Raw genomic sequence first — 23,021 nt, 5'->3', positions numbered from 1 at the left:
GCTGTGACCAAGGTCACGTCGACCGAAACTTTTAGGCGTGTGTGTTCAGTTTTCAAGGAACCAAAAGCTTTACGGACAGCACCGCTTGAAGCGGCGAGAGATAATATATCATGAATATTAACCTAGCGTCAACCATGTATTCTCGACTTTCATTAAAAAAACATGCATTCACCCCTATCCGTGAGTCTTCTTCCGCCAAGAAGGCAGGTGCCGATTATGCCGACACATTGCCCTGTTGGAGTTGATACATTTGATAATAACGGCCACGCAGCCGCATCAGTTCGTCATGTGTGCCGCGTTCCACAACGACGCCCCCATCCAACACAAGGATTTGGTCAGCCGTGCGAATCGTCGAGAGGCGATGCGCGATGATAAACGTCGTACGTCCACGTTTAAGCACGTCCAAAGCGTCCTGGATGATTGCCTCCGTCTCCGTATCGATACTCGATGTGGCTTCGTCAAGAACGAGGATGGCCGGATCAAACGCGAGTGCACGCGCAAACGAAATCAATTGGCGCTGCCCAGCCGACAACGTACTGCCGTGTTCAAGCACGGGTTCGTCAAAGCCGTTTGGCAAATGAGCGAGCAGTCTATCGGCGCCCACGTCGCGCAATGCTTGCTCGATACGCACGCGCGAAATCGACTCATCCCCCAAACTCACGTTGGAGGCGATGGTGCCCGTGAACAGAAACGGATCCTGCAAAACAATCCCCATGTGCTTTCGCAGATGTTGCGGTGGAATTTCTGTAATGTCCATCCCATCCACGAGAATGCGCCCCCGCGTGGCATCGTAAAACCGGAAGAGTAAGTTGATAATCGAACTCTTTCCTGACCCGGTGTGGCCCACCAGCGCCACCGTCTGACCAGGTTCCGCGACGAACGAGAGATCCTTGAGCACATCGTGCTCGCCGTCGTATGAAAATGTTACATGCTCAAACTCAACCCGACCACGATAGCGTGCCATCTCCCCGTCGACAACATCCCTACCGGGTTCGTCGAGCAGTTCAAAGACACGCTCAGCCGACACCCGCGCCTGTTCGAGGTTCGACAATTGATTGACTAGTTGGACCACCGGCTGGAACAAGCGACTTAGATAATCGACAAAGGCATACAGCATACCGAATGAAATCGCCGCAACGACCCCATGAACGGCGCGCCAGCCAAATAAGGCGATAACCAAAGCCAGAAAGGCGTTGCGCAAAACACCTGCCAGGTTGTGACTAGTGGCAGAATTGATTCGCAATAATTTAATTTGACTGTCGTAATACGTTTCGTTGAGCGCATCAAACTCCTGCTGCGTCCGATTTGCGCGATTGAACGCACGAATCACGGGCACGCCCTGAATCGTCTCGTTAATCATGGCATTAATGTCGCTAAGCAGTACACGGATGCGATGATTGATAGTCACAGCATACTTGCGATAAAAGATGACCCACGCCGCCAGTATCGGCAACAAGGCCAGACAAATCAAACCAAGTTGTACACTCAAGATAAACATGGCGATATAAATGCCTGCCATCATAATCATGCTGGAAAGCATGTTCGCCGCGACCGTCACGTAGAAATCGCGAATGGCTTCCGTATCATTTGTAATGCGCGAGACAACCTTGCCAGCAGGTAACGTATCAAAGTAGCGAATGGGCAGACGCTGAATCTGCGCAAATACCTCCCGTCGCATCCGCTGCAAAATTTGATTCGCGGAAATCTGCAGTAAATACTGCTGGCCATAAGCGAATCCCGCACCGCCAAGCAAAAGCAGAAAGTACAATACTGCCAACCGCCAAAGTCCAGGGACTTCCGGTTGATAGAAGGCGAATAACTCCCTTGCCGTCAGTCGGATGGCCGGTTCCGTCACCGTCCGGTCACCCGAGCGCACAGTCACTTGATGACCGTGTACGGTCGGGTCATCAGTAAAGGGGAGGGCCGATTGCACAAAATAAAAACTTCGCCCAACCTCAAGTAAGGTAGCCGGGTGACGATGCGGTTCTCCCATCGCCAAGTAATCACCACGCTCGTACCAATGCCCTCGAAAAACGACCGCCTTCGCAGCATTCGCCGGGACCTCATACCACGTGCGCTCAATGCCAAGAATATGCCTATCAATCATCGCCTTGGCGACAAATGGGCCGCCCAGCTGCGCGGCCACGGACAAGGCGAGCATTGCAATAGCTACCCAAATCGTCCGTTTGTACTGCGCAGCATACGCCAAAAGTCGGCGATTCACACTCATTCTACTCCGCTCCTCTCCACAACTACAGATATTGCAGGCGCGTCTCGTTCACCGCCGTTTGCCCAGTTTTCCTCAGTGACCTCTGCCGCTGTATCCAAACCCGTTTCCGCCTGTTGACGGCGGTACTGTTCGCAGTACCAGCCACCGCGCCGCATCAAATCGCGATGTGTGCCAGCTTCGACAATTTCGCCGTTATCAAGGACAACAATCCAATCCGCGTGCGCCACGGCTGACATCCGATGCGTGGCAATCAGCGTCGTATGCCCTTTGCGCTCTCTGCGAATAGCAGCCAAAATATGCGCTTCGGTTCGTGCGTCAACCGCAGACATCGCATCATCTAAGAGCAATATCTCTGGCTTCGTAATCAAAGCCCGGGCCAAAGCTATCCGCTGCTTCTGCCCACCAGACAACGACACCCCTTTCTCGCCAACCAACGTGTCGAGACCACTAGGCAACGCGGCGACGTCCTTCCAGAAGTCGGCCATTTCAAGCGCCCGCCGCACCTCCTCATCGGTCGCATCCGGCGCGGCGAAGCGGACGTTTTCTGCGACAGTCCGCGAGAACAGCATCGACTCCTGAGGCACGTAACCAAGCCAGCTGTGCAAATGAGACAAGCGCAACTGTTCAATCGGTACGCCTGCTATCGTTAACGATCCGGCATACGCAGGCGGGTACTCGCGCAACAACTGGCGGATGAGTGTCGACTTGCCACTCCCTGTGCGGCCAACAATACCCACGGTTTGCCCACGTCGAATCGTAAGATCAATGTGACGTAAATTGTCGGTATCGGAACTGGGATAGCGAAACGACAAGTCGTCAAACACAATCACATCAGGAATCGTTACCTCCACACCGTCCTCACCAACATCGTGCACGTCCGGCTGATACCGAAGCGTCTCATTGACTCTGTCGAGCGATGCGTTACCGCGCTGCATGATGTTAATCAATTGTCCAAATGCCAACATGGGCCAAATCAGCATCCCAAGGTACACGTTAAACGACGTCAATTGACCAATGGTCAATTGACTCTGAAACACCAGGTACGTCCCATAGCCAAGACCGATAAGATAAGTGATGCCTATCAGGATGTTGATAGTGGGGTCAAACAAAGCATCAATACGCGCGACAGCGACATTCTTCTGATAGACATCCGCAATAGTCTGCTCGAATTTTGCTTCTTGACGGCGTTCTTGCGCATAAGCCCGCACGACGCGGATACCGGAAATCGTCTCCAGTACACCATCGTTCATATCCCCAAACGCATCCTGCGCCAAGGTAAAGCGGTCGTGCAAAATTCGCCCGTATTTCGTCATTGCGTACGCCATAACTGGCAACGGAATCAGCGATAACAACGTCAGTTTCCAACTGATGAGCATCCCCATCGTCACGAAAATCGTCGCTGAAAACGTCGTAGAGTCTATCAGCGTCAAAATCCCAAATCCAGCCGTCTGCGAAACGGCATTCAAGTCATTGGTCGCCCGCGCCATCAAATCGCCCGTCCGATTCTGCTCGAAGAACGTCGGGGTCATCCGTAAAAAATGGCGCATGAGCCGCGCACGCAAGGTGCGCTGTAACATGTTAGCACCGCCAAACAACTGATACATCCAGGTGAAGCCAAATACGTAACTGATGACCGTGATACCGATGAGCACGGCGATAAGTTGTACTAAATAATGCGTCGTCATCGTTCCCTGGTTCATGTGGTCAATAGCGTTACCGACCAAATCCGGCGGTACGATTTCCACAAAGTTGAGCAATAACAGAAGTCCTAACGCCACGCCATAACGCCAACGATGCGCCCAAAAGAACCATCCCAATTTTCGTAATACAGTAAACAAGATCAGCCAACCCCTAACGACGAAAAGGCATATCGCACTCTGCGATATGCCTTTATCCACAAATATCTGGATAAATAAAACGCAGATCACATTCGAATGCGACCTGCGTACCATGTTATTTTATCCACGAAGTACTTCGCGTCACAACCTGACGGCCACATTCCCATTCATGCAATTATTCTGCTGTCTGAGATTCATTCTGATCATGAATTTCATGGGAATGCTAACCCCTCTCCTAGTTGTGATACTGGAAAACATATCACCGTTTCCCTGGACTGTCAATACTTATTCGCCGAAGCCGTCTTCAATCATTTTCGTCAACGTATTTAACGCGGCCTCTTCGTCTGATCCCTCAGTAATAATCGTAATGGTTTTCCCCTGTGGGATACCCAGCGTCAACAGACCAAGAATACTCTTGGCATTCACCCGCTTCCCATCTACCTCAACAAAGACATCCGAAGAAAACTTCGATGCTTCTGCGACAAATAATGAAGCCGGCCGAGCGTGAAGCCCGGAAGCATTTTTCAATGTAACTTCCTTTTGCATGACATAATCCCCTTTTACGCTAATGTACCCAGACTTTCATAAACTTTCGAGACGTCCCATCGTGATGGAAATGTCATCGTTTCCACGATACCAGACGTCCTCGATTTCAGCCACTCGAAAGCACTGTCCGTCCTTCAAGATTTGCTCAAGAGTCCAAGTTCGCGAAGTGCGTAAACAATTCCATCGTCATCAGCCGCCTTCGTCGTCATCCGGGCAACCTGCTTGAGTTCGTCCACACCATTGCCCATGGCAACACCCATACCTACATATGAAATCATTTCCATGTCATTGGGCCCGTCACCAAACGCGACCACCTCCTCGCGGTCGATGCCCAACCGCTCGATGATGGACGCAATTCCCTTCGCTTTTGACACCCCTCGCGGAATCACATTAAACATACTATCGCCAGTTGACCATGGATGGAATGTCAGATTTGGGTAGGCCTCTATGTACTCGTGAATCTCAGCAAACGAACAAAACAGTTCAAGTTGCGAGACTGGGCCGTGAAGCCCATCAAACAAACGCATCCGTTTGCGGTTCCAGTGCTTTCCAAGCAGCCCCAGCACGTACTCAGGGTTGTCGCTGAGCACACTGTACCCATGCTGTTCATTCACAATCAACGAATGCTTATGCGCTTGCACTCGCTCCACCATCGACTTCAACGTCGGTGGCTCAATTTCCGTCTGCTCGAGCACTTCACCTTCGTATATCAACAATCCGCCATTATAGACGACATAGGTATCTATCCCTAAAGCAGTGATGACGTCCTCGATGTTATAAGGCGTGCGCCCAGTTGCGATGGCGGTGATAATCCCGTTGTTCTGTAGTTCTTTGACCGCCCAGATTACAGTTTCCGGCAACTGTCGCTTGGCGTTCAATAGCGTTCCGTCGATATCAAAAAAGACCATTCTGTACATTCGTAGACCTCCCAGGTAACTTGACCAAGGTGCACTGCCTGCCTGTCTTACAATGCGCCATCCAAAATGTATCAGTCAAGCGACAAAGGGAAGCGCTCTGGAAGCACCCGAGAACGTTGAGCACATCGCAAAATACATCGTGAAATCGCGCGTCAGTGCGGGGCACGCCCATCCTCGATGACGCGTGGACTCGCCAAATAGTGATCCACCCCACATCGACGTTCCACATGGCCTCCCGCATGCGGATTATCTACCCACGTTTCAACCTCAACGCCAGGTTGACCTGGAAACAGAATCCGCTGCCGTCCAACCGGTAACTTGTCAGATGGCTTATGTATCGTTGGGAAATTGGTAGTGCGAAGCACCTTATGATGCACCATCAACGATTTGCCTGGCGCTGCGCCCCAAAGTGCAACGGTAAAACATCGCTTCTCCTCATCGGTCGCCGCGCCAATGACGATGGGCCGTGCAGTATCGTTTCGAAACTGAAAATCCAAAGTGGGTTCCGACACCGTCGCATCTTCTCCAGGCGGCAAATAAGGAACAGTCAATCCGTGTTGATGACGCTCGACAATTGACAAATCTGTGCGTAGTAAGGCGGAATACAAGGTGCTTGCCCCCTGACAAACGCCTCCCCCCATCGAAGGCACAATTCTATCCCCCAAGAAAGCCCGACCCCATCCATACCCATTGGCCGCCGTGTACGGACCAAGGTGCTGATTGTAAGAAAATGTCTCACCAGGTGCGACGACCGTACCGTTCAAGCGTCGGGCCACCAACTCAATGTTCTTCGCCTGTGTCGGACTCGCGTGAAAATAATTCGTCGTCCGCTCCGAAAGCACGTATGGAAGTCCCAGTGCAATCGCCGTTTGTCGCCCCGGAGGTTCACTGGGGTCAGGGGGCATATACGGCTGAACCGAGGGCTTCGCCGCAAACGTCCGCGCTGAACTCGTCTCAGAAACAACAAAGAACGCCTGTGGTAGTGTGGCATACATCTGTCTACTATCCACCCTACATAGCACCGTGTTGACACCTAAGAATCCCATAATAGTGAGCAAGCCCAACAACGCACTATCTCCTTTACATATGTGAATATCCATATGTTTCCGAACTTGTTGTTTTCTATACCGAATAATCGGAGACCCTGAGCGCCGAACAAATATCCCTCGTCTTTTTTGGAGACTTGTCTCATAAACTCCTACAGCCGGAGGTGGAGAAATGGGAACCACGGTTATGGTTGGTTTACTAGGGCTCATCCGTATCGCTTCATTGACAGCAGAGCGGGTCTCATTACACGGATTGGGCCGAGTGCGGCAAGGCGCGCTCGCGACAATGGGCGTGGGCTTTGGCGGAGCAGCTATCGTCTTATGGATATTTGCGGCCTCGCAAGGACAACTCATCTGGATTGGCAGCACCATCTGGACAGGCATCCTTTACGCAGTGGCATTTGGACTCTATACCATCTCGTTGAGTGACGGCCCCGTCGGCGTCGTCAGCCCGTGGACAAATGCCATTGTCGTGATGCTTTGGCTCCTGCATCCATTCGGCTCCGCCTGGTCGCTACTTGGCCTCGCACTATTCGCGATTGGCGCCTGGCTGCTCACCGTGCGCCAGTGGAATCGAGCTGTCCTGCTCATGATTCTAAGCGACGCCCTATTAGCCATCGCCAGACTCATTGACGTCGCGAATCGATCCCAACCGCCCATCGCCTACGCCGCAAGCCTGTTTACCGCCATTGGCCTGTGGATGATTGTCCCTTCTGTATTCCTCGGAAAGACGCAGAATCTAGCTAAATTGTTCTTCCTCAAACCTGGACTCAGCATCGTCGCTGCCAGCACCAACGCCATTGCCTATATCACCCTGTTCGCGATGCTTCGATGGGTGAACCCGGCGGTCATCGAAGCGCTATCCACCATGTCGAGTGTGACTGCGACCATCGTGGGCGTGGTATTCTTGCGCGAAACACACGGCCTGCGAAAACTGGCCTCAGCCACTTTAATGACCCTGGGGACCGTATGTTTGCTCATCGACAGCCACCTATCGTGACCGCGGGCTTGTCAGCACGAAAAACGTACCATTCTCCAGCCTCATCGCGCTCTGGTACAATGAGGGTATCCGTTTGATGATCGCGATTTGTTGAACGCTATCGAGAGATATGCCGAATACGGCACAGGAGTGGGCTATGCACAGTGACAGAAAGAGAAATCATCCTTGAGGCGAGTTTGCTCGCCGGAAAGATCATGTTAGAAAGCGGTGCGGAGACGAGCCGGGTAGAAGATACCATGGAGCGGATGATTCGCCACGCCCTCGGCACTGAGAACAGTTCTCACACATACACGTACGCCACCGTGAATGGGATTTTTGTACAGCTCGATCACAGTGTAGGCACGAACTTCGTCAGAGTGGATTCACGCGGCCAGAACTTGGAGAAAATCACGGCCGTGAATCAACTTTCCCGCTCGTTTACCGGTGGCGAAATCAGTATCCACGAGGTATACCAGGCTCTTTGTGACATTTCATCGCGACAAACATCGTATCCACTCTGGTTGCGCATGGTCTGCACCACGGTTCTCAGCGGTGCTGTCGTGCTGATGTTCGGCGGACGCTTCGCCGAACTTCCGGCGGCCATGGCTGCTGGCCTTGTCAGTTATTTGATCCACCTGTGCGCCTGTCGCTTCATCCGGGCTAACTTTTTCACTGAATACATCGCGGCATTCGTCGGGGGAACACTGGCCTATTTCTTGACCGCCTTTTCCGACGGAAACATCGGGTCCGTGATGATTGGGACGGTCGCTTCACTTGTTCCAGGAATCGCCATCACGACGGCAATCCGCGACCTTATCGCAAAACATTACTTATCCGGAGTCATGCGCGGGTTAGAGGCCACCCTGATTGCAGGAGCCCTGGGAACCGGCATCGCCACCGTATATTATCTTTTTATCATCTAGGAGCAGGGAATATGGGGCAGATCCTACTCAATATCGCACTGGGATTCTTATCATCCATCACATTCGCAATCATCTCCAACGTCCCCCGCAAATCTATCATCACAGGCGGTATCGTTGGCACGATTGGCTGGCTCGGTTTCTGGGAGCTCAGCATCCACCACTACGGAATTTTCGTATCCAGCTTCGCGTGTTCACTGCTGCTCGCACTGGCCGGACAAGTTGCTGCGCGCGTTCATAAAATGCCGTTGATTGTCTTTTACATCCCCGGACTCGTTCCGGTCGTACCGGGCATCACTTCATTTGAAGCGTTCCGCGCGCTCATCACCCACGACTATCCGGCCGCGCTATACGGTTTTGTCAACGTCTTTTTCTGTGCAGTCGGCATCGCTTGCGGCCTAGCCGCCTCCGATATCATTATGCGGTTGATATTCTCCTTCCGGCTACTGCGCAAGAAGACGTCCTAACAGCACTCACACGTCGCTCTTCGCAGTCCATCCGGATATGTCGATATTCATGTCCCGTGCGTACGACTTCCCCCAGTCGTACATCAGTTCTAGTATCGGCATCAGGTTCTTCCCGTGTTCTGTCAACGTGTACTCTACCTTTGGCGGCACTTGTTGATACACTTTGCGGTGAATGATGCCGTCGTTCTCCAACTCCCTCAATTGTGACGTCAACATCTTCGGCGTCACATTCGGAAGGAGTCTGCGCAACTTACTAAACCGCTGCGGACTGTCGAGACCAATATGCCAAAGAATAATCATCTTCCACTTCCCGCCGATGACCGACAGCGTCAATTCCTTCTCACAGTTAAACTCGTATGTCTTCACGTCCATCTCCCCTTTTTCATAGCTTCTTTTAAGGTACTATATCACAAACGGGGTACTATATCACAAAAAAGTGTGTACTTCCGAAAATAACATGTTGAGTATAACATCTCTTCTTGTCGAGCACATTGTTCCTGATTGGCAACGATTCTGTTGTTCAGGGCGTCTCGACCATTTAAAGACAAGGGAGTGGAATTCATGAAATTGCAGTTGGCTCTCGATTTGGTAAATATCCCGGAAGGGATTGAACTGGTTAAAGAAGTTCAAGAATACATTGACATCGTCGAAATTGGTACGCCAATTATCATCGACGAAGGGCTTCACGCTGTAAAGGCAATGAAAGAGGCATTCCCGAATCTTGAAGTCCTGGCCGATCTCAAAGTGATGGACGCAGGCGGCTATGAAGTCATGCGCGCATCCGAAGCTGGGGCCGATTACATTACGATTCTCGGCGTGTCTGAAGATGCAACCATCACAGGTGCCGTCGAAGAAGCACGCAAGCGAAACCGCAAAATCCTGGTCGATATGATTGGTGTAAAAGATCTCGAAACCCGCGCTCGCGAAGTGGACGCATTAGGCGTAGATTACATCTGCGTGCACACGGGTTACGACCTCCAAGCGGCTGGTCAGAACCCATTTGACGACCTGCGCACCATCAAACGCGTGGTCAAAAGCGCCAAAACTGCCGTAGCCGGCGGTATCAAGCTCAAGACGCTTCCAGAGGTTGTCAAAGCACAGCCGGATATTGTGATTGTCGGAGGCGGTATTACCGGCGAATCCAACAAGCGTGCTGTCGCACAAGAGATGAAACAATTGATTCAACAAGGTTGAGTCGCCATGCAGACCGTACGAACCTATACAGCCGAGATTTTAGCTGAGCTGTCGCGGACATTGGATACGTTGTCGGAATCCGAGGTCGCTGATTTTATCCAGGCCATCATCGGCGCAGGCCGCGTTTTTGTCGCTGGCGCCGGGCGCTCCGGCTTCATGATGAAGGGATTCGCGATGCGTCTCATGCATCTGAACATCGACGCCCACGTCGTCGGCGAGTCCGTCACGCCGCCGTTTACGTCCGGTGACTTGCTCATTATCGGCTCTGGATCCGGCGAAACGCGCAGCCTGGTCGCAATGGCCGAAAAGGCAACCAAACTTGGAGGTTCTGTCGCCCTGATCACGACGACCCCCGACTCGACGATTGGCCGTCTCGCCAAAGCGGTAGTCCAAATTCACGCCCAGCCGAAGCAAGGGCCAAGCGGCGGAGCTGCCATGACCATGCAACCAATGGGATCACTGTTTGAGCAAAGCCTCCTGCTATTCGGCGATGCAGTGGTGTTGCGGCTAATGGATCAACAGCACATCGCGGCAGCTGAAATGTTTGCACGACACGCCAATCTTGAATAGATCATTTGAATAGATCAGGTGCATCATAATAAACATGCCCCCGCGCTTCCTAGTGGAAGTGACGGGGGCATGTTCATTTCTCTAGGGACATCGAGGTTCGCGCTAACACACAGCTGAGTGCGTTCTCACATACACATCTGCACATAAAAGTCGCCCGGTTGCAGAACCGGGCGACACGAGTTTTTTCTAGTGCTCTTCTTTATTCCGGAATGTTTGGCAGTTCGCCGACCTTCGGAATGTTGATGACATGCGTCTCGGTATAAGAGGTAACGCCCTCTGCACCGTATTCGCGACCGATACCAGATTGCTTCACGCCCCCAAATGGGAAGCGAACATCGAGCCCCTGAACCGCCGCGGTATTAATCATCGTAGTTCCGGCCTCAATGCGACGAGCCACGCGAATCGCGTGCTCCGTCTCACCCCAGACAGAGCTTGTCAGTCCGTAGATGCTGTCGTTGACGAGGGCCACGGCGTGATCGTCATCGTCAAACGGAAGCACCGGAACCGTCGGTCCGAACTGTTCTTCCACCACAATCGGGTCATTGTATCCGGCACCCAGAACCAACGTCGGTTGCAGGAAATATCCTTCTTCGAATACTTCCGGGTCCAGGATTTGACCGAGCGGAATCACCTGTGCACCCCGACTCTTCGCGTCGTCGACCAAGCGCTGCACGTGCTTGACCTGCGGTTGGTTATTTACAGGGCCAACGGTCACCTGAGGATTGAATGGGTCGCCAAGGCGGATCCACTTGTTAGCTGCTTCAATGTACTTCTCGACGAACTTGTCGTAAATCGAACGGTGAACGTAGACACGCTTTGCAATCATGCAAATTTGACCACCGGTCAAGAAATTGGAGATGACCAAGCGGCGCATGGCCCGCTCATCATTCACGTCAAAATCCTCAAGAAGCACTGCAGCGTCGTTGCCGCCGAGTTCGAGTGTCATGTTCTTAATGGTGTCTGCAGCAGCCTTCATAATGTGTGTAGCCGTCCGCGTGCCACCCGTGAAGGCAATCTTCGCGACCTTCGGGTTGCTGGTTAGCTCCACGCCGACATCCGCATCACCATGCACAATGTTCAGGACACCTGCAGGAAACTCCTTCGCCATCAGTTCGACCATTTTGGTCACCGTCAGCGGTGCAAATGGACTCGGCTTAAGGACCATGGTATTGCCGGCCACGAGCGCTGGCGCAATCTTAATACTCGACAAAGAAATCGGGTAGTTCCAAGGCGTGATGGCAGAAACGACACCCATCGGATCCCGCGTGATAATCGTTCTTCCATCTTCGCGCTCTTCTACTTTATCTTTCAGGACATCTGCCGCCACATCGCAGGCATATTCCATCCATGCAAGACTGACGAACATTTCTCCTTCAGCGTCGTACTTGGCCTTACCATGTTCGCGTGAAAGCAATGTGACAAATTCCGGTGTGGCCTCTTTCACCTTTGCAATCGCACTACGCATACGCGCAATTCGTTCTTCCAATGGCGTCGCCGCCCATGCGGGGAATGCTGCCGCCGCTGCATCAATCGCGCGAATCGCATCCTCCTTGGTATTGACTGGTCCGTAGCCAACGATTTCACTAGGCTTGGTAGGGTTTTCACGAGGATATTGTTTTTCCGCAGCAACTGCTTCCCCGTTAATAATTGCATTGACAACAATCGGTTCAGTAGCCATCCATAATGCCTTCTTTCAAATGATAAGAATCACGCGTATGGAGATGGTAAATACGCAAGACCAGCGCTACAAGGTTCATTATATAGTCACAAGTTACATATTACAAGTAATGAACATAAAGTAAATTTAATTTGCATATCAGATAGTTTACTCACCGAAATGAACAAAACGCTGTCCCATCGCCAAAGAACCTCATAGAAAAAGGGCACCCTCGAAGGGCGCCCCGAGAAGAACGTGCAATTACTTCAGGTTCTTCTTGTATTTCTCAGCGTCGGCTGCGAATGTTGCCAAGCCTTCTGCTGTTTTCGGATGCTTGGTCATATCCTCGATAACCTTGTATGGCATCGTTCCAACATTTGCACCAGCAAGTGCTGCTTCCAGTGCATGATCGACCGTGCGAATCGAAGCGGCCAAAATGTTGGTCTTGATGTCGTGTTGTTCAAAGATACTTGCGATCTGGCTGATGAGCTCAATGCCGCTGCCCTTTGAAACATCTTCCAAACGACCGATGAATGGGGATACGTAGGTAGCGCCCGCGCGGCCAGCCAACAAAGCTTGCGTTGCAGAGAATACCAATGTGACGTTCGTCGTGATACCCTTGTCCGTCAATTGGCGACACGCACGCAGGCCATCTGGCGTGAGCGGGAGTTTCACCGTAATATTTGGAGCGATTTCGCTGAATGCGAGGCCCTCTTTAACCATCTCTTCTGCTGTTTCACCGAATACTTCGGCGCTAATGGACTCAATGCCTTTGCAGTAATCCGCGATTTCGCGCAGACGGTCTTCATAACGGACCCCTGCTTCCTTCGCGATGAGGGATGGGTTGGTCGTTACACCAGAGAGCACGCCCATATCATAGGCCTTTTTAATATCATCAAAGTTCGCGGTATCCACAAAAATTCTCATGGAAACATACCTCCTAAAATTAGTCTTGATACCCAGGCTTGCCAAGCAACTTAAACATCTTGGTTTTGTAATTTTCCACGCCGGGTTGGTTAAATGGGTTAACACCCATCAACAGGCCACTCATCGCGCACGCGCGTTCGAAGAAATAGAAAAGCATGCCAAGCGAATGCTCTGACCTATCCGGTACATGTACCAGCAAGTTCGGAACGCCGCCTTCAGCATGTGCACTCTGCGTTGCAAGTCGAGCCTTGTCATTCACCCACGAAAGTTCTTTACCCGCGAGGTATTCCAAACCATCTTCGACGTTCTTTGCAGATGGTACGGAGACACTGTGGTTCACCGATTCAATGTGCACAAACGTCTCAAACAGGTTGCGATACCCTTCTTGAACGAATTGTCCCATCGAGTGCAGGTCTGTCGTATATCCAACGGATGCTGGGAATACGCCTTTCTGATCCTTCCCTTCACTCTCGCCGAACAATTGCTTCCACCATTCTGCAAAATAGTGCAGACCTGGCTCAAAGTGCGCAAAGATTTCGGTGACATACCCCTTACGATACAGTGCATTGCGTGCGACCGCGTATTGGTACGCCAAGTTTTCCGACAGTGAAGGCACACCAAACAGTTTTTCGCCTTCAGCAGCACCTTCGAGCAATTTCACAATGTCGACACCGGCGACAGCTAGCGGCAGCAACCCAACAGGTGTGAGCACAGAGTAGCGTCCGCCGACGTCGTCAGGAATGACATACGTTTTGTAGCCTTCATCCGTCGACAACTTGCGCAGTGCGCCCTTCGCAGCATCAGTTGTTGCCACAATCCGGTTCTTGGTCTCTTGCTCACCATACTGCTGAATCATCCACTCGCGAATCAAGCGGAAGCCAATAGCCGGTTCCGTCGTGGTTCCGGACTTCGAAATCACGTTCACATATACCTGCTTGCCACTCAGAATGGTCAACAAGTCCGCAACCGCGTCTGAAGAGATGTGATTCCCCAGAAAGTACAGTTCCGGACCCTTGCGCACGTCCTTTGGCAATTGATTGTAGTACTCCGGTTTTGCCCATTCAAAAGCTGCACGGGCCCCCAAATAAGATCCGCCGATACCGACGACAACAAGTGCATCAGCCTTCTCACGAATCTCTTTCGCTGTTTGCAGGATGTCGGTAACACCCTCACTCAGCGTACGCGATGCCAAGTCCAGCCACCCCAGGTAGTCTGCCCCTGGTACGCGTTTATGTAACAAGTCCTCATGCAGGGTGTTGACGATGGACTGCGCATTCGCGATTTCGCCATCGTTCAAGAAGCCGTTTGTATAGCTTAAATCGAGCTTCAACATCTTTGTCCCTCCTGTTCTGATTACTCCCACGCAACCCGTTCACCGGTAATTGTTCGCGACACACGAGGCATGTCGCCCCTCTGCAACTTCCCCAGTCAATACAAGGTGGTACAATTGCAAATCACGCACCCGTATTGTAACCAAATCTCAAAGGAATTTGTCGCGCCCAGTGAACATCGTCTTCTCGGGTCCCTAGCTGACCTCCTCTATACAGAACGCGCGCCACTGTTTATTTCATCACATCCGGCGACAAAAATCTAATTGAATTCATATAGTCCAAGAATAAAACGTTTGTCTTGTGAGACGACGAATGATGCGCGCGTGTTCTATTTTACCTAATCGAAAGTTTTGATCCAACACACATGCTGACCATTCCTCTACATTTTCACCGGTCAACGCAACAAATCCTCGACAAAGTGCTGCCAGCGGATGTTCAGATGAGATGTCTGATTAGGACATGCCAGCGAAGTGCCCAGCGCCGCGCATGCGCCTTCGGAAATCAAATAGTGTCACCTCGGTGGGCTAGGGTCCCTGTTTCGTATCAACTAAAGAATGCATTGGCCAGCAACCCAAGGAGATACGACACAACGCCCACAATGACACCGGCCATCATCATTTCAAATCCACTCGCCCACCAGGAGCGAACGGTGACAAGACTCTTCGAAGCACCAACCGCGAAGTGCGCCATGATGGATACAATCGCAGCAACAATCAGTGCCGCCGTTCCCGTCAGGAAGAAAAACGGCAGTAAAGGTACGATAGCACCAACGAAGGTCGAAATTGAACCAGACATAGCTGAGGACCACGGGTTCCCTTTTACTGATGCAGGGTGACCCTCTGTTTCTTGAATCAGCGTTTGCACAAATCTCTCATCATCCCGACCAATCACCTCAGCGATATGCCTCGCGTCCCGCGCATCAAATCCCTTCGCTTCGTATCGCGTGGATAACCTGCGAAGCGCTTGTCCACGATGCGCGCGAACCGTATCCCTAGCTCGTACATAGGCCCGCTCCATCAACTCGTTTTCAGACTTGGTCGCAAGCCAAGCCCCCGCCCCCATCGACAACGTACTCGCCAACGCCCCAAATAACCCAGACATTAGAATCGTATGACCATTGGCCGTATATCCCGCAACGCCGGCAATCATGCCAAAAATCGCACCCAAGCCGTCGTTGATCCCGTATATGGCATCCCCAAGCCAAGCACTGACATCCGATCGCGCTTCCTTGCCCCTCATCGTGTCAAATTGTTCCGTCGGAGAAACGATTGCCATATGCCACCCCTTCTTTCGTTCACCTTATGAATATAATTTTAGACTAAGTCTAAATATTAATCAATGCGTATGTACTTCTCTCTAGTCACTATCTTTTTTTGTCGCGTTTTACTATTGTTGCAACTAGGCGAAATACTATAATGATCACCGTGTCGAGTGCTACATCACTGTAGTATGTGTATAACAGGAGGGAATAAAGTTGGACAACAACGAGACCTCCTTCCGTGATGCGGAGGTTCTTAGTCGTTTGGCGTCAGTTGGGGAAATTGCTACAGGCGTCGCCCATGAAGTGCGCAACCCGCTTACTTCTGTCAAGGGGCTGCTACAACTCCTAAAAGAAGAATATGACTACAAACATTGGGATGTTATCTTCTCAGAGTTGGACCAAGCAATCGCTACGATTCAAAGCCTGCTTACTGTATCAAAACCATCACTGCAAAGTGAAGCCCTTACGGATTTTTCGCTGTGTGTCGAATTGGAAAATATTTTATCACTTTTCCAACACGATTCCTACCGTATTCAATTCAAAAAACATTGGTTCGACAAATCGACAAAAATCCGTGGTAAGCGAAATCAAATTAAACAAGCGCTGTTCAATCTCATTAAAAATGCCTGCGAAGCCATCGAGACAACAGGTGCTGTCTCACTGACACACCGCCGCATCAACGATTACGTAGAGTTGACCATCACGGATACCGGCGTCGGCATTGCTGAGAAGGACATCAGTCGAATTGGCGTCCCTTTTTTCACCACAAAACCAGATGGCACTGGAATGGGACTAGCCCAAGTCTACTCCGTTCTCTATGAAAATGGCGGAAGTGTCGACGTCCACAGCGAATTAGGGCATGGAACCACGTTTACCATACGCATGCCAGTGTCGCCACTTTACACAACCACAGATTTTGGAGGTATCACCCCAAGGATGGACATTCATTTACATCCGGCACAGGACATCCGGGATTTTTTCAGGATAAATCAAAAAGCATTTAGCGAACTATTAGAACACGAAGCGAAGACCACCTTTGAAATCGTGTCAAAATCGAAATTTGTGACAAAGCAGGATTTGCTCGATCACGCCTTTCAAATCACCGAGCTGGTTCACGACGGGTTGACGCAGGATATTATCGAAATGGCGCAGGAGCGAGGCATCGCATGGGCCAAGTCGGATATCCCCATCATCTCGAAGATGGAATGGTTTTATGCGCTGAGAAAAATCATATGGCGTTTCCTGGAGGAATACTACCGCGACAAAGACATCACTGCCGCAGCGGTATTTGCAATCGCCGACAAGACAAGTGACGCCCTAGATAATTTTATTGTTCATTTTAACGTGAGTTTCACAAAGTATAGAGAAGATGTGTTGCATTCACAGAGAGCAGTCATTCACAGAGAGCAGTCATTGAAGAATTAAGTGTACCCGTGATTCCGCTCTTTGACGGTTTTGCCGTGTTTCCAGTCATTGGTCCATTAGATAACGAGCGATTGAATATTATTGAAGAACGACTTCTGGACCAATTGGAAAACAAAAATCTAAATAAGATTTTCATTGATCTTTCCGGCACCATCGTCACCAATGACATTTCATTAGAGACGTTTGAACGCGTGATCAATGGCATTACGCTTTTGGGGTGCGAGGCTGTGCTGACCGGCATCAGCGCGAAACTCGCAAAGCAATTGCTGAACTCCAGCCAAAATTTCATTCATAAAATCACAGTGGAATCATCCTTACAGCAGGCCCTATTAAGAGCCCAAAACGCACTACTTCAAACATCGTAAATTTTTTATAACAGTTCTAATCACTGATCCACCTGCGAAATGAATGATAGAAGGGTTGCCTGACAGGCAACCCTTCCAAATTAAGCATGCGCGTGATGACCGCCCTTTGTTTTGTCAGTAGATGCATCCTCTTTGACGGCCATCGTCCAAACATGCAAGACCACAGTGATAACGCCCAGAATTACACTAATCCACGTTTCTGCAACATCAAGAGAGAAGATAAATGGCTGAATGACAAACCAGACACCTGTCACAATCGATACCCATAATTGCCACTGTTTCCATCCGCCTGACTGCTTCGCATACGCTGCCCACGCAGAGCTCAGCAGTTGAATGGCCCCAAGAACCACGCTCAACCACACGGCTGTCGTGTTTCCGGAGAATTGGAGAGCCCATGGAGCAACGATAAACCACGCACCGATGACCGCAGCCAACGAGTTCCGCCACTTCATAGACAACATCCCCTTTTCCATGATTTTGATTTTGTTAGCACTCGGCGGAGGTGAGTGCTAACTTCGATTCATATTGTAAGCAGGTTGAATTTCGTATGCAAGTGGTGAATTTCATTTTTCTTCAGCTTTGCAAATTCGCATTCAAACGCTGCCACAACAAAGGGTATACCTACTCAGGACAATACGTACGCTCAGCAAACTTTCAGCTAACCTTCAAATCGTCCTCAGGTTCCTACAGTAAAAATAGTTTGACTGAACGCTGCGTCTCTCCCAATTTTGAAAAACGAAATGTGATGAGCAATCACGCGCTTTCCGTCCAAGCACATCCTGAAAGGGAGTAGAGAAACGGTGACACCAGAGGAAAAGAAAGCAATCCGCGAAAAACGGGAAATCCGAATGCGTAATTGGATGAGAGGATTGTCATGGAGCCTGCCTGTCTTTTCCTTCACTAGCTTTTTTGGAATATGGCACGACATCGCCCAAACGGGCGCGAACGCCAGTGCTAGTCAAGCTCAAGCCAAATCGACAAGTGTTACGTCGAATGCAAACAGTGGTGTGTTGTTTAAAGAAGGCATGACAAATCGCCAGATTTCAAATATCCAAGAACAGTTGGCTGAACTAGGCTTCTTCAACCATACGATTACTTCGTACTACGGGCCGGTCACAACAAGTGCCATCAAGGCATTTCAATCTCATTACGGATTGCCTGTTACAGGCGAAGTGGATTCCAAAACCCTAGCCGCACTCCAAAACGCCGTAAAACAATATCAAACAGATCGCCTGAATTCGCCCTCGTCTGCCTCCAACGACGATACGAACAATGGCCAAACGTCGCAATCGTCATCGAGTGAGGACGAGGGATCGTCTGACTCAAATTTTGGAACGGGTAGCTCGGGCTACGGGGCTGGCTCTGATTCACAGTCAGGCGGCGTTACACAGAGTCAGCAGCCATTCCCGGATACGTCTTCGTCTGCCTCATAGGAGGACTAAACCATGACATCTCGGACCTTTCGAGCAATGGGAACCGACATCTATATGGAGATCCCCAATTCGTGTATCGGCGACGATTTCGAGCGCTCGAGAATTCTCGCCGACGCAGCTAGAAAAATGACTCAGTTGGAATCCATCTTTACACGGTTTCATCGAGACAGTGACCTAAATCACATAAATCATTCAACGGGAAAATGGATACAGATTCGTCCGTGCCTATATGAAGTTCTCCAACTAGCAAAGGATTTCTTCGTTACGACCCGCGGTTTGTTCAATCCGTGCTTAGGTGCTGTCATGAAGCAATTAGGGTATAGCGTGCCGTTTGAACAAATCGACGACAACACTGTTCGGCCCGTGATCGAGATACCGTATGTAAGTCCCATGCACTGCCCATTCGACCTGAGAATTCAAGGGACCGAATATCAAGTATGGCTTGAACCAGGCTATCAGATTGATTTAGGTGGCATTGCCAAGGGATGGATTGTCCAGCAAATTGCAAGTGATTTGCGAAGTGTAGGAGTGCACCAATTTGTGTGTAATGCAGGTGGGGACGTGATCTGCGACGGGTATAACGGTACTCGATCTTGGAGCGTCGGCATTCGCAGCCCATTTGATACAAACGACCATATCCTACTACTGGACATCCATGATCTAGCTGTGGCCACGAGCGGAACTTACAAAAGAACGTGGAAAAACCACGGACAAACTGTTCATCACATCATTGACCCATTCCTAGGCGTTCCCGTTCAATCAGACATGATATCTTGTAGCGTTATTCACCGTAATCTGGTGACCGCAGAAGTTCAGGCAAAAGTGGCACTGATCATGGGAACAGAAAAAGGAATTCCGTGGTTAAACAATCAGGATTGTGCCGGGTGGGTCATCATCACTCAAAATGGAACGGTGGTTAAATCATGCAACTTATGACAAGGCAGCAACGTTTCCCATTCGTCTATACGTGTCTACTCGTTGGCGTCGTGATTGCCGCTTCCAGCCTCCTTACACACGTCATGTATTCAGCACCAGCGCAGTCAAATAAAATGTACTGGTACATGGCGAGATCGTCCGGATTTACAGCGTACAGTTTACTCTCCTTAGCCGTCTTGTTAGGTGCGTCTAGTACAAGTGGTATTTGGGACAAGTTGAAAATCAGGAAATTGGCCACACAGGTGCATCAGTATTCCGCGATACTGGTCTTCCCGTTTCTCTTTTTTCATCTATGGGGCTTATATTCTGACAAGTCGATTCTATTCACGTGGATTTCTATCCTGATTCCATTTATTGATTCCTACCGAACCGTACCGACCGGTATCGGCATACTCGTTTTATATGGCTGGCTTTTATTGATTGTAACGTCTTATTTTCGTGAGAAAATAGGCGTGAAAATATGGAGGGCCATTCACATTGGCGCCTTCCCTATGTTCATCTTAGTGACCATCCACAGCATACTCACGGGAAGCGATACAGGTAAGTTGTGGTCATCTCTGATTTACTGTGTACCTTCAATCCTACTCGTCATCATTGTCGTGAAACGTTTGACGGGAAGGCGACCACAACACTTGAGACCTTTGTAACGGTTCTTACGTTCCTGTATGGTTGTGAAACCACAGAAACGAATGAAGTCCATTACTTTGATAAATTACATCACGTAAGGAATGTGACCCATGTACCAGTGTTCTGACGTGAAAATTCTCCTCGTGGACGACGAGGAAAACATCCTCCAATTTTTAGAGTTAGGACTGCAGAATGAAGGGTTTCAGGTTTCAACGGCTTCCGATGGTATGTCAGCCATCAATCAGGCAAAGGAATTTCATCCACACATCGTGATTTTAGACATCATGATGCCAGGTATGAACGGTTTCGAAGTATGCACTCTGTTAAAAAAGACTGAGAATGTGGCCGTTATCATGCTCACTGCGAAAGACGACGTGGACGACCGCGTAAAGGGACTCACGCTAGGCGCTGATGATTACATGGTCAAGCCGTTTAGCTTTCAAGAACTTTTGGCAAGAATCCACGCGCGGATTCGCAATCAATTCCCACAGTTACTCAATGAACTGGTGGTAGGACCGTACCGGATTGACGATGCACGAAAAGAAGTCACTTTTCAAGGAAATAAACTCTCGCTTTCGCCTACCGAGTATGAGCTATTAAAGTATCTCGTGATTAATCACGGGATTGTCCTCAGTAAGGCAAAGATTTTAGATCAGGTTTGGGGCTATGACTTCGCCGGACAAGACAACATTGTTGAAGTCTACATCAGCTCCTTGCGAGAAAAACTAAACGATACTGAACACCAGCACATTCGAACCGTACGCGGTTCGGGCTATCGTGTAGACGTATGATGATATCAGCGATTTCGTCGTTCCTGAAGAAGTGGGTAACGCCTCGTTCCCTACAATATCAGCTTTTGTCCCGTTGCTTGCTCATTTTGTCTGGATTACTGATTCTCATCGGCGCTTTTCAGTACGTTTTTATGAGTCACTTTCTTTATGAAAATACAACTGAAAATATCGAGAATCAGATTCGTTCTGTACCAGTCCAGAGTTGGCTTAACGCAGATGGGGTACCTGCCCACCAGACAGATAATGACGCCCGAAAGTTTGAATTTACTGTTCACGATTCAACGGTATCCTTCATCACCGTGAACGGAAATTATCAAACGATTTTTCGCGCACCCGATGCTGACCCTGCACCGCGTTTAAGTACCTCGACATATCTATCCGTGTTGAATGATGTGAGTGATGATAAGCACGAAAAGCACTACCAAGTTGTCACTACCAGTAATGGGGCACGCGATATCGTTGTTTTAATACCAGTTGGTCCAAAAGATCAACATATTGGTGTCGTCCAGGTTAGCATGAGCCTACGAGATCTCAAACACGTATTGATGCAGCAATTAATGACCTTTATTTTTCTGGGCATTGGTGCGCTAATCATTGGACTGTTCACCTTTTTACCTACGTTAAGACGCACGCTGGTGCCACTGTCACAAATGACGACGTCAGTCAAACGAGTAGATGCGGGCAACATGGATGAGCGAATTGTCCTGAAGAAAGCCCAAAGCGAAATCGAAGTGCTTGCGTCATCGTTTAATTCCATGTTGGAACGACTCTCTGACGCATTTGAGTCTGAGCGAAGGTCAAAGGAGAAAATGCGTCAGTTTGTTTCTGATGCTTCCCATGAGTTACGCACGCCGCTCACATCCATTCATGGGTTTGTCGAGGTATTGTTGAGAGGTGCGGCCAATAATCCCGACCAGTTGTACAAAGCACTTCGCAGCATGTTGAATGAAACGGGACGCTTGTCGAAACTGGTTCAAGATCTACTCACGTTGGCAAGGCTCGATGAGGAACGTCCGCTCGACTTGAAGGAGAGTCGTCTAGATCAATTGATCCGAGACATGGAACCTCAACTACATGTGCTAGCAGGATCACGGCAGGTATGTCTCATAGCAAACGACGAAGTTCGTATGGTGTACGACAGTGATCGAATGAAACAAGTCGTACTCAACCTATTCCATAATGCTGTGGCGCACACAGACGCTATCCGTGGAAGAATTAAAATATCCTTAGTGAAAGAGACGCAATCAACGGAACAAAGTGTATCCCTATCCGTGATGGATAATGGTACAGGTATTCCCCCCGAGCATCTGGCACATTTATTCGAACGGTTTTATCGAATTGATACGGACCGTTCGCGTAAGCATGGCGGGGCGGGCCTTGGGCTTGCAATATCACAGTCCATTGTGGAACGTCACGGTGGCTCGATTACGTGCGAGAGTGAAGTGGGGCAAGGTACGACATTTACCATTCGCTTACCGATTCGCAAAGCGCCTAAGACAAGATAGAAGACAGCCTAATAATGGCACCACCGCAGCCAGCAGTGACGTTGGCTGCGGTGGTA

The 23,021-nt window shown here is 50.0% G+C and carries 23 protein-coding genes; 12 read left to right on the top strand and 11 right to left on the bottom strand.

Annotated features, from left to right (window positions below; all coding sequences use genetic code 11):
* Positions 1-214: 214 nt before the first annotated feature.
* From J3482_RS13685 to J3482_RS13665, 5 genes are all read right to left on the bottom strand, one after another.
* Positions 215-2,230: an ABC transporter ATP-binding protein gene (locus tag J3482_RS13685; RefSeq protein WP_206922560.1), complete on the bottom strand. Its 2,016-nt coding sequence runs from the start codon at positions 2,228-2,230 to the stop codon at positions 215-217.
* On the bottom strand, positions 2,227-4,068 hold the full coding sequence (locus J3482_RS13680; protein ID WP_206922559.1) for an ABC transporter ATP-binding protein: 1,842 nt from the start codon (positions 4,066-4,068) through the stop codon (positions 2,227-2,229). Before J3482_RS13680 ends, J3482_RS13685 begins: the two co-directional genes overlap by 4 nt.
* Before the next feature lie 285 nt (positions 4,069-4,353).
* Positions 4,354-4,614, bottom strand: coding sequence for an HPr family phosphocarrier protein (locus J3482_RS13675; protein ID WP_021295180.1), 261 nt, complete (start codon positions 4,612-4,614; stop codon positions 4,354-4,356).
* Between the two features lie 134 nt (positions 4,615-4,748).
* Positions 4,749-5,531 carry a Cof-type HAD-IIB family hydrolase gene (locus tag J3482_RS13670; protein ID WP_146824439.1) on the bottom strand — a complete coding sequence of 261 codons (783 nt, stop codon included), beginning with the start codon at positions 5,529-5,531 and terminating at the stop codon, positions 4,749-4,751.
* A gap of 152 nt (positions 5,532-5,683) precedes the next feature.
* Positions 5,684-6,526 (bottom strand): VanW family protein, encoded by an 843-nt coding sequence (locus J3482_RS13665; protein WP_206922558.1) that lies wholly within the window; start codon positions 6,524-6,526, stop codon positions 5,684-5,686.
* Between the two features lie 223 nt (positions 6,527-6,749).
* On the opposite strand from J3482_RS13665, the gene J3482_RS13660 reads away from it, so the two are divergent.
* The 3 genes from J3482_RS13660 to J3482_RS13650 all read left to right on the top strand — a co-directional run bounded on the left by J3482_RS13660 (position 6,750) and on the right by J3482_RS13650 (position 8,943).
* On the top strand, positions 6,750-7,577 hold the full coding sequence (locus tag J3482_RS13660) for a hypothetical protein (protein ID WP_206922557.1): 828 nt from the start codon (positions 6,750-6,752) through the stop codon (positions 7,575-7,577).
* 143 nt (positions 7,578-7,720) lie between these two features.
* A complete protein-coding gene (locus J3482_RS13655; protein ID WP_021295175.1) occupies positions 7,721-8,479 on the top strand; it encodes a threonine/serine exporter family protein in 759 nt (252 codons plus the stop codon).
* Between the two features lie 11 nt (positions 8,480-8,490).
* A complete protein-coding gene (locus J3482_RS13650; protein ID WP_021295174.1) occupies positions 8,491-8,943 on the top strand; it encodes a threonine/serine exporter family protein in 453 nt (150 codons plus the stop codon).
* A gap of 6 nt (positions 8,944-8,949) precedes the next feature.
* On the opposite strand, the gene J3482_RS13645 is transcribed toward J3482_RS13650, so the two are convergent.
* Positions 8,950-9,315 carry a winged helix-turn-helix transcriptional regulator gene (locus J3482_RS13645; protein ID WP_031217875.1) on the bottom strand — a complete coding sequence of 122 codons (366 nt, stop codon included), beginning with the start codon at positions 9,313-9,315 and terminating at the stop codon, positions 8,950-8,952.
* A 189-nt stretch (positions 9,316-9,504) separates the two neighbouring features.
* Between J3482_RS13645 and hxlA the strand changes: the two genes are divergently transcribed.
* Together hxlA and hxlB are read left to right on the top strand one after the other, a co-directional pair.
* The gene (hxlA, locus tag J3482_RS13640) at positions 9,505-10,137 is read left to right on the top strand and encodes a 3-hexulose-6-phosphate synthase (RefSeq protein WP_021295172.1); all 633 of its coding nucleotides are present in this window, start codon (positions 9,505-9,507) and stop codon (positions 10,135-10,137) included.
* A gap of 6 nt (positions 10,138-10,143) precedes the next feature.
* Positions 10,144-10,707: a 6-phospho-3-hexuloisomerase gene (gene hxlB, locus J3482_RS13635; protein WP_021295171.1), complete on the top strand. Its 564-nt coding sequence runs from the start codon at positions 10,144-10,146 to the stop codon at positions 10,705-10,707.
* Between the two features lie 199 nt (positions 10,708-10,906).
* Here the strand turns inward: hxlB and J3482_RS13630 are convergent, their stop codons facing one another.
* The 4 genes from J3482_RS13630 to J3482_RS13615 form a co-directional block, all read right to left on the bottom strand.
* Positions 10,907-12,385 carry an aldehyde dehydrogenase family protein gene (locus J3482_RS13630; RefSeq protein WP_021295170.1) on the bottom strand — a complete coding sequence of 493 codons (1,479 nt, stop codon included), beginning with the start codon at positions 12,383-12,385 and terminating at the stop codon, positions 10,907-10,909.
* Between the two features lie 240 nt (positions 12,386-12,625).
* On the bottom strand, positions 12,626-13,291 hold the full coding sequence (fsa, locus tag J3482_RS13625) for a fructose-6-phosphate aldolase (RefSeq protein ID WP_021295169.1): 666 nt from the start codon (positions 13,289-13,291) through the stop codon (positions 12,626-12,628).
* 19 nt (positions 13,292-13,310) lie between these two features.
* The gene (locus tag J3482_RS13620; RefSeq protein WP_021295168.1) at positions 13,311-14,624 is read right to left on the bottom strand and encodes a glucose-6-phosphate isomerase; all 1,314 of its coding nucleotides are present in this window, start codon (positions 14,622-14,624) and stop codon (positions 13,311-13,313) included.
* 541 nt (positions 14,625-15,165) lie between these two features.
* The gene (locus J3482_RS13615) at positions 15,166-15,897 is read right to left on the bottom strand and encodes a VIT1/CCC1 transporter family protein (protein WP_021295167.1); all 732 of its coding nucleotides are present in this window, start codon (positions 15,895-15,897) and stop codon (positions 15,166-15,168) included.
* Between the two features lie 199 nt (positions 15,898-16,096).
* Between J3482_RS13615 and J3482_RS13610 the strand changes: the two genes are divergently transcribed.
* Both J3482_RS13610 and J3482_RS13605 read left to right on the top strand, forming a co-directional pair.
* Entirely contained in the window at positions 16,097-17,308 is a 1,212-nt protein-coding gene (locus tag J3482_RS13610; protein ID WP_206922556.1) for a two-component system sensor histidine kinase NtrB, read from the top strand.
* 8 nt (positions 17,309-17,316) lie between these two features.
* Positions 17,317-17,673 (top strand): STAS domain-containing protein, encoded by a 357-nt coding sequence (locus J3482_RS13605; RefSeq protein WP_021295165.1) that lies wholly within the window; start codon positions 17,317-17,319, stop codon positions 17,671-17,673.
* Between the two features lie 80 nt (positions 17,674-17,753).
* Here J3482_RS13605 and J3482_RS13600 read toward each other — a convergent pair whose 3' ends face one another.
* Entirely contained in the window at positions 17,754-18,125 is a 372-nt protein-coding gene (locus tag J3482_RS13600) for an SPW repeat protein (RefSeq protein ID WP_021295164.1), read from the bottom strand.
* Positions 18,126-18,473: 348 nt separating this feature from the next.
* On the opposite strand from J3482_RS13600, the gene J3482_RS21595 reads away from it, so the two are divergent.
* The 5 genes from J3482_RS21595 to J3482_RS13575 all read left to right on the top strand — a co-directional run bounded on the left by J3482_RS21595 (position 18,474) and on the right by J3482_RS13575 (position 22,965).
* Positions 18,474-19,106 (top strand): peptidoglycan-binding domain-containing protein, encoded by a 633-nt coding sequence (locus J3482_RS21595; RefSeq protein ID WP_021295163.1) that lies wholly within the window; start codon positions 18,474-18,476, stop codon positions 19,104-19,106.
* A 12-nt stretch (positions 19,107-19,118) separates the two neighbouring features.
* Positions 19,119-20,042 (top strand): FAD:protein FMN transferase, encoded by a 924-nt coding sequence (locus J3482_RS13590; RefSeq protein WP_021295162.1) that lies wholly within the window; start codon positions 19,119-19,121, stop codon positions 20,040-20,042.
* A complete protein-coding gene (locus tag J3482_RS13585; RefSeq protein WP_021295161.1) occupies positions 20,030-20,689 on the top strand; it encodes a ferric reductase-like transmembrane domain-containing protein in 660 nt (219 codons plus the stop codon). The genes J3482_RS13590 and J3482_RS13585 overlap by 13 nt, the downstream gene beginning before the upstream one ends.
* Before the next feature lie 90 nt (positions 20,690-20,779).
* A complete protein-coding gene (locus tag J3482_RS13580; protein WP_021295160.1) occupies positions 20,780-21,460 on the top strand; it encodes a response regulator transcription factor in 681 nt (226 codons plus the stop codon).
* Positions 21,457-22,965: a sensor histidine kinase gene (locus J3482_RS13575; protein WP_021295159.1), complete on the top strand. Its 1,509-nt coding sequence runs from the start codon at positions 21,457-21,459 to the stop codon at positions 22,963-22,965. The genes J3482_RS13580 and J3482_RS13575 overlap by 4 nt, the downstream gene beginning before the upstream one ends.
* The last annotated feature ends 56 nt before the right edge of the window (positions 22,966-23,021 follow it).

Source organism: Alicyclobacillus suci, assembly GCF_017329615.1.
Classification (GTDB): Bacteria; Bacillota; Bacilli; order Alicyclobacillales; family Alicyclobacillaceae; genus Alicyclobacillus; species Alicyclobacillus suci.
Note: the sequence above shows the minus strand (reverse complement) of the source record. Positions and strands in the feature narration are given on the sequence as shown.

Excerpts from the sequence above, each read along its gene's own strand:
- J3482_RS13685 (WP_206922560.1), bottom strand. The coding sequence starts at position 2,230 with ATGAGTGTGAATCGCCGACTTTTGGCGTATGCTGCGCAGTACAAACGG.
- J3482_RS13675 (WP_021295180.1), bottom strand. The coding sequence starts at position 4,614 with ATGCAAAAGGAAGTTACATTGAAAAATGCTTCCGGGCTTCACGCTCGG.
- J3482_RS13670 (WP_146824439.1), bottom strand. The coding sequence starts at position 5,531 with ATGTACAGAATGGTCTTTTTTGATATCGACGGAACGCTATTGAACGCC.
- J3482_RS13665 (WP_206922558.1), bottom strand. The coding sequence starts at position 6,526 with ATGTATGCCACACTACCACAGGCGTTCTTTGTTGTTTCTGAGACGAGT.
- J3482_RS13660 (WP_206922557.1), top strand. The coding sequence starts at position 6,750 with ATGGGAACCACGGTTATGGTTGGTTTACTAGGGCTCATCCGTATCGCT.
- J3482_RS13650 (WP_021295174.1), top strand. The coding sequence starts at position 8,491 with ATGGGGCAGATCCTACTCAATATCGCACTGGGATTCTTATCATCCATC.
- J3482_RS13645 (WP_031217875.1), bottom strand. The coding sequence starts at position 9,315 with ATGGACGTGAAGACATACGAGTTTAACTGTGAGAAGGAATTGACGCTG.
- hxlA (WP_021295172.1), top strand. The coding sequence starts at position 9,505 with ATGAAATTGCAGTTGGCTCTCGATTTGGTAAATATCCCGGAAGGGATT.
- hxlB (WP_021295171.1), top strand. The coding sequence starts at position 10,144 with ATGCAGACCGTACGAACCTATACAGCCGAGATTTTAGCTGAGCTGTCG.
- J3482_RS13630 (WP_021295170.1), bottom strand. The coding sequence starts at position 12,385 with ATGGCTACTGAACCGATTGTTGTCAATGCAATTATTAACGGGGAAGCA.
- fsa (WP_021295169.1), bottom strand. The coding sequence starts at position 13,291 with ATGAGAATTTTTGTGGATACCGCGAACTTTGATGATATTAAAAAGGCC.
- J3482_RS13620 (WP_021295168.1), bottom strand. The coding sequence starts at position 14,624 with ATGTTGAAGCTCGATTTAAGCTATACAAACGGCTTCTTGAACGATGGC.
- J3482_RS13615 (WP_021295167.1), bottom strand. The coding sequence starts at position 15,897 with ATGGCAATCGTTTCTCCGACGGAACAATTTGACACGATGAGGGGCAAG.
- J3482_RS13600 (WP_021295164.1), bottom strand. The coding sequence starts at position 18,125 with ATGAAGTGGCGGAACTCGTTGGCTGCGGTCATCGGTGCGTGGTTTATC.
- J3482_RS13590 (WP_021295162.1), top strand. The coding sequence starts at position 19,119 with ATGACATCTCGGACCTTTCGAGCAATGGGAACCGACATCTATATGGAG.
- J3482_RS13585 (WP_021295161.1), top strand. The coding sequence starts at position 20,030 with ATGCAACTTATGACAAGGCAGCAACGTTTCCCATTCGTCTATACGTGT.
- J3482_RS13580 (WP_021295160.1), top strand. The coding sequence starts at position 20,780 with ATGTACCAGTGTTCTGACGTGAAAATTCTCCTCGTGGACGACGAGGAA.
- J3482_RS13575 (WP_021295159.1), top strand. The coding sequence starts at position 21,457 with ATGATGATATCAGCGATTTCGTCGTTCCTGAAGAAGTGGGTAACGCCT.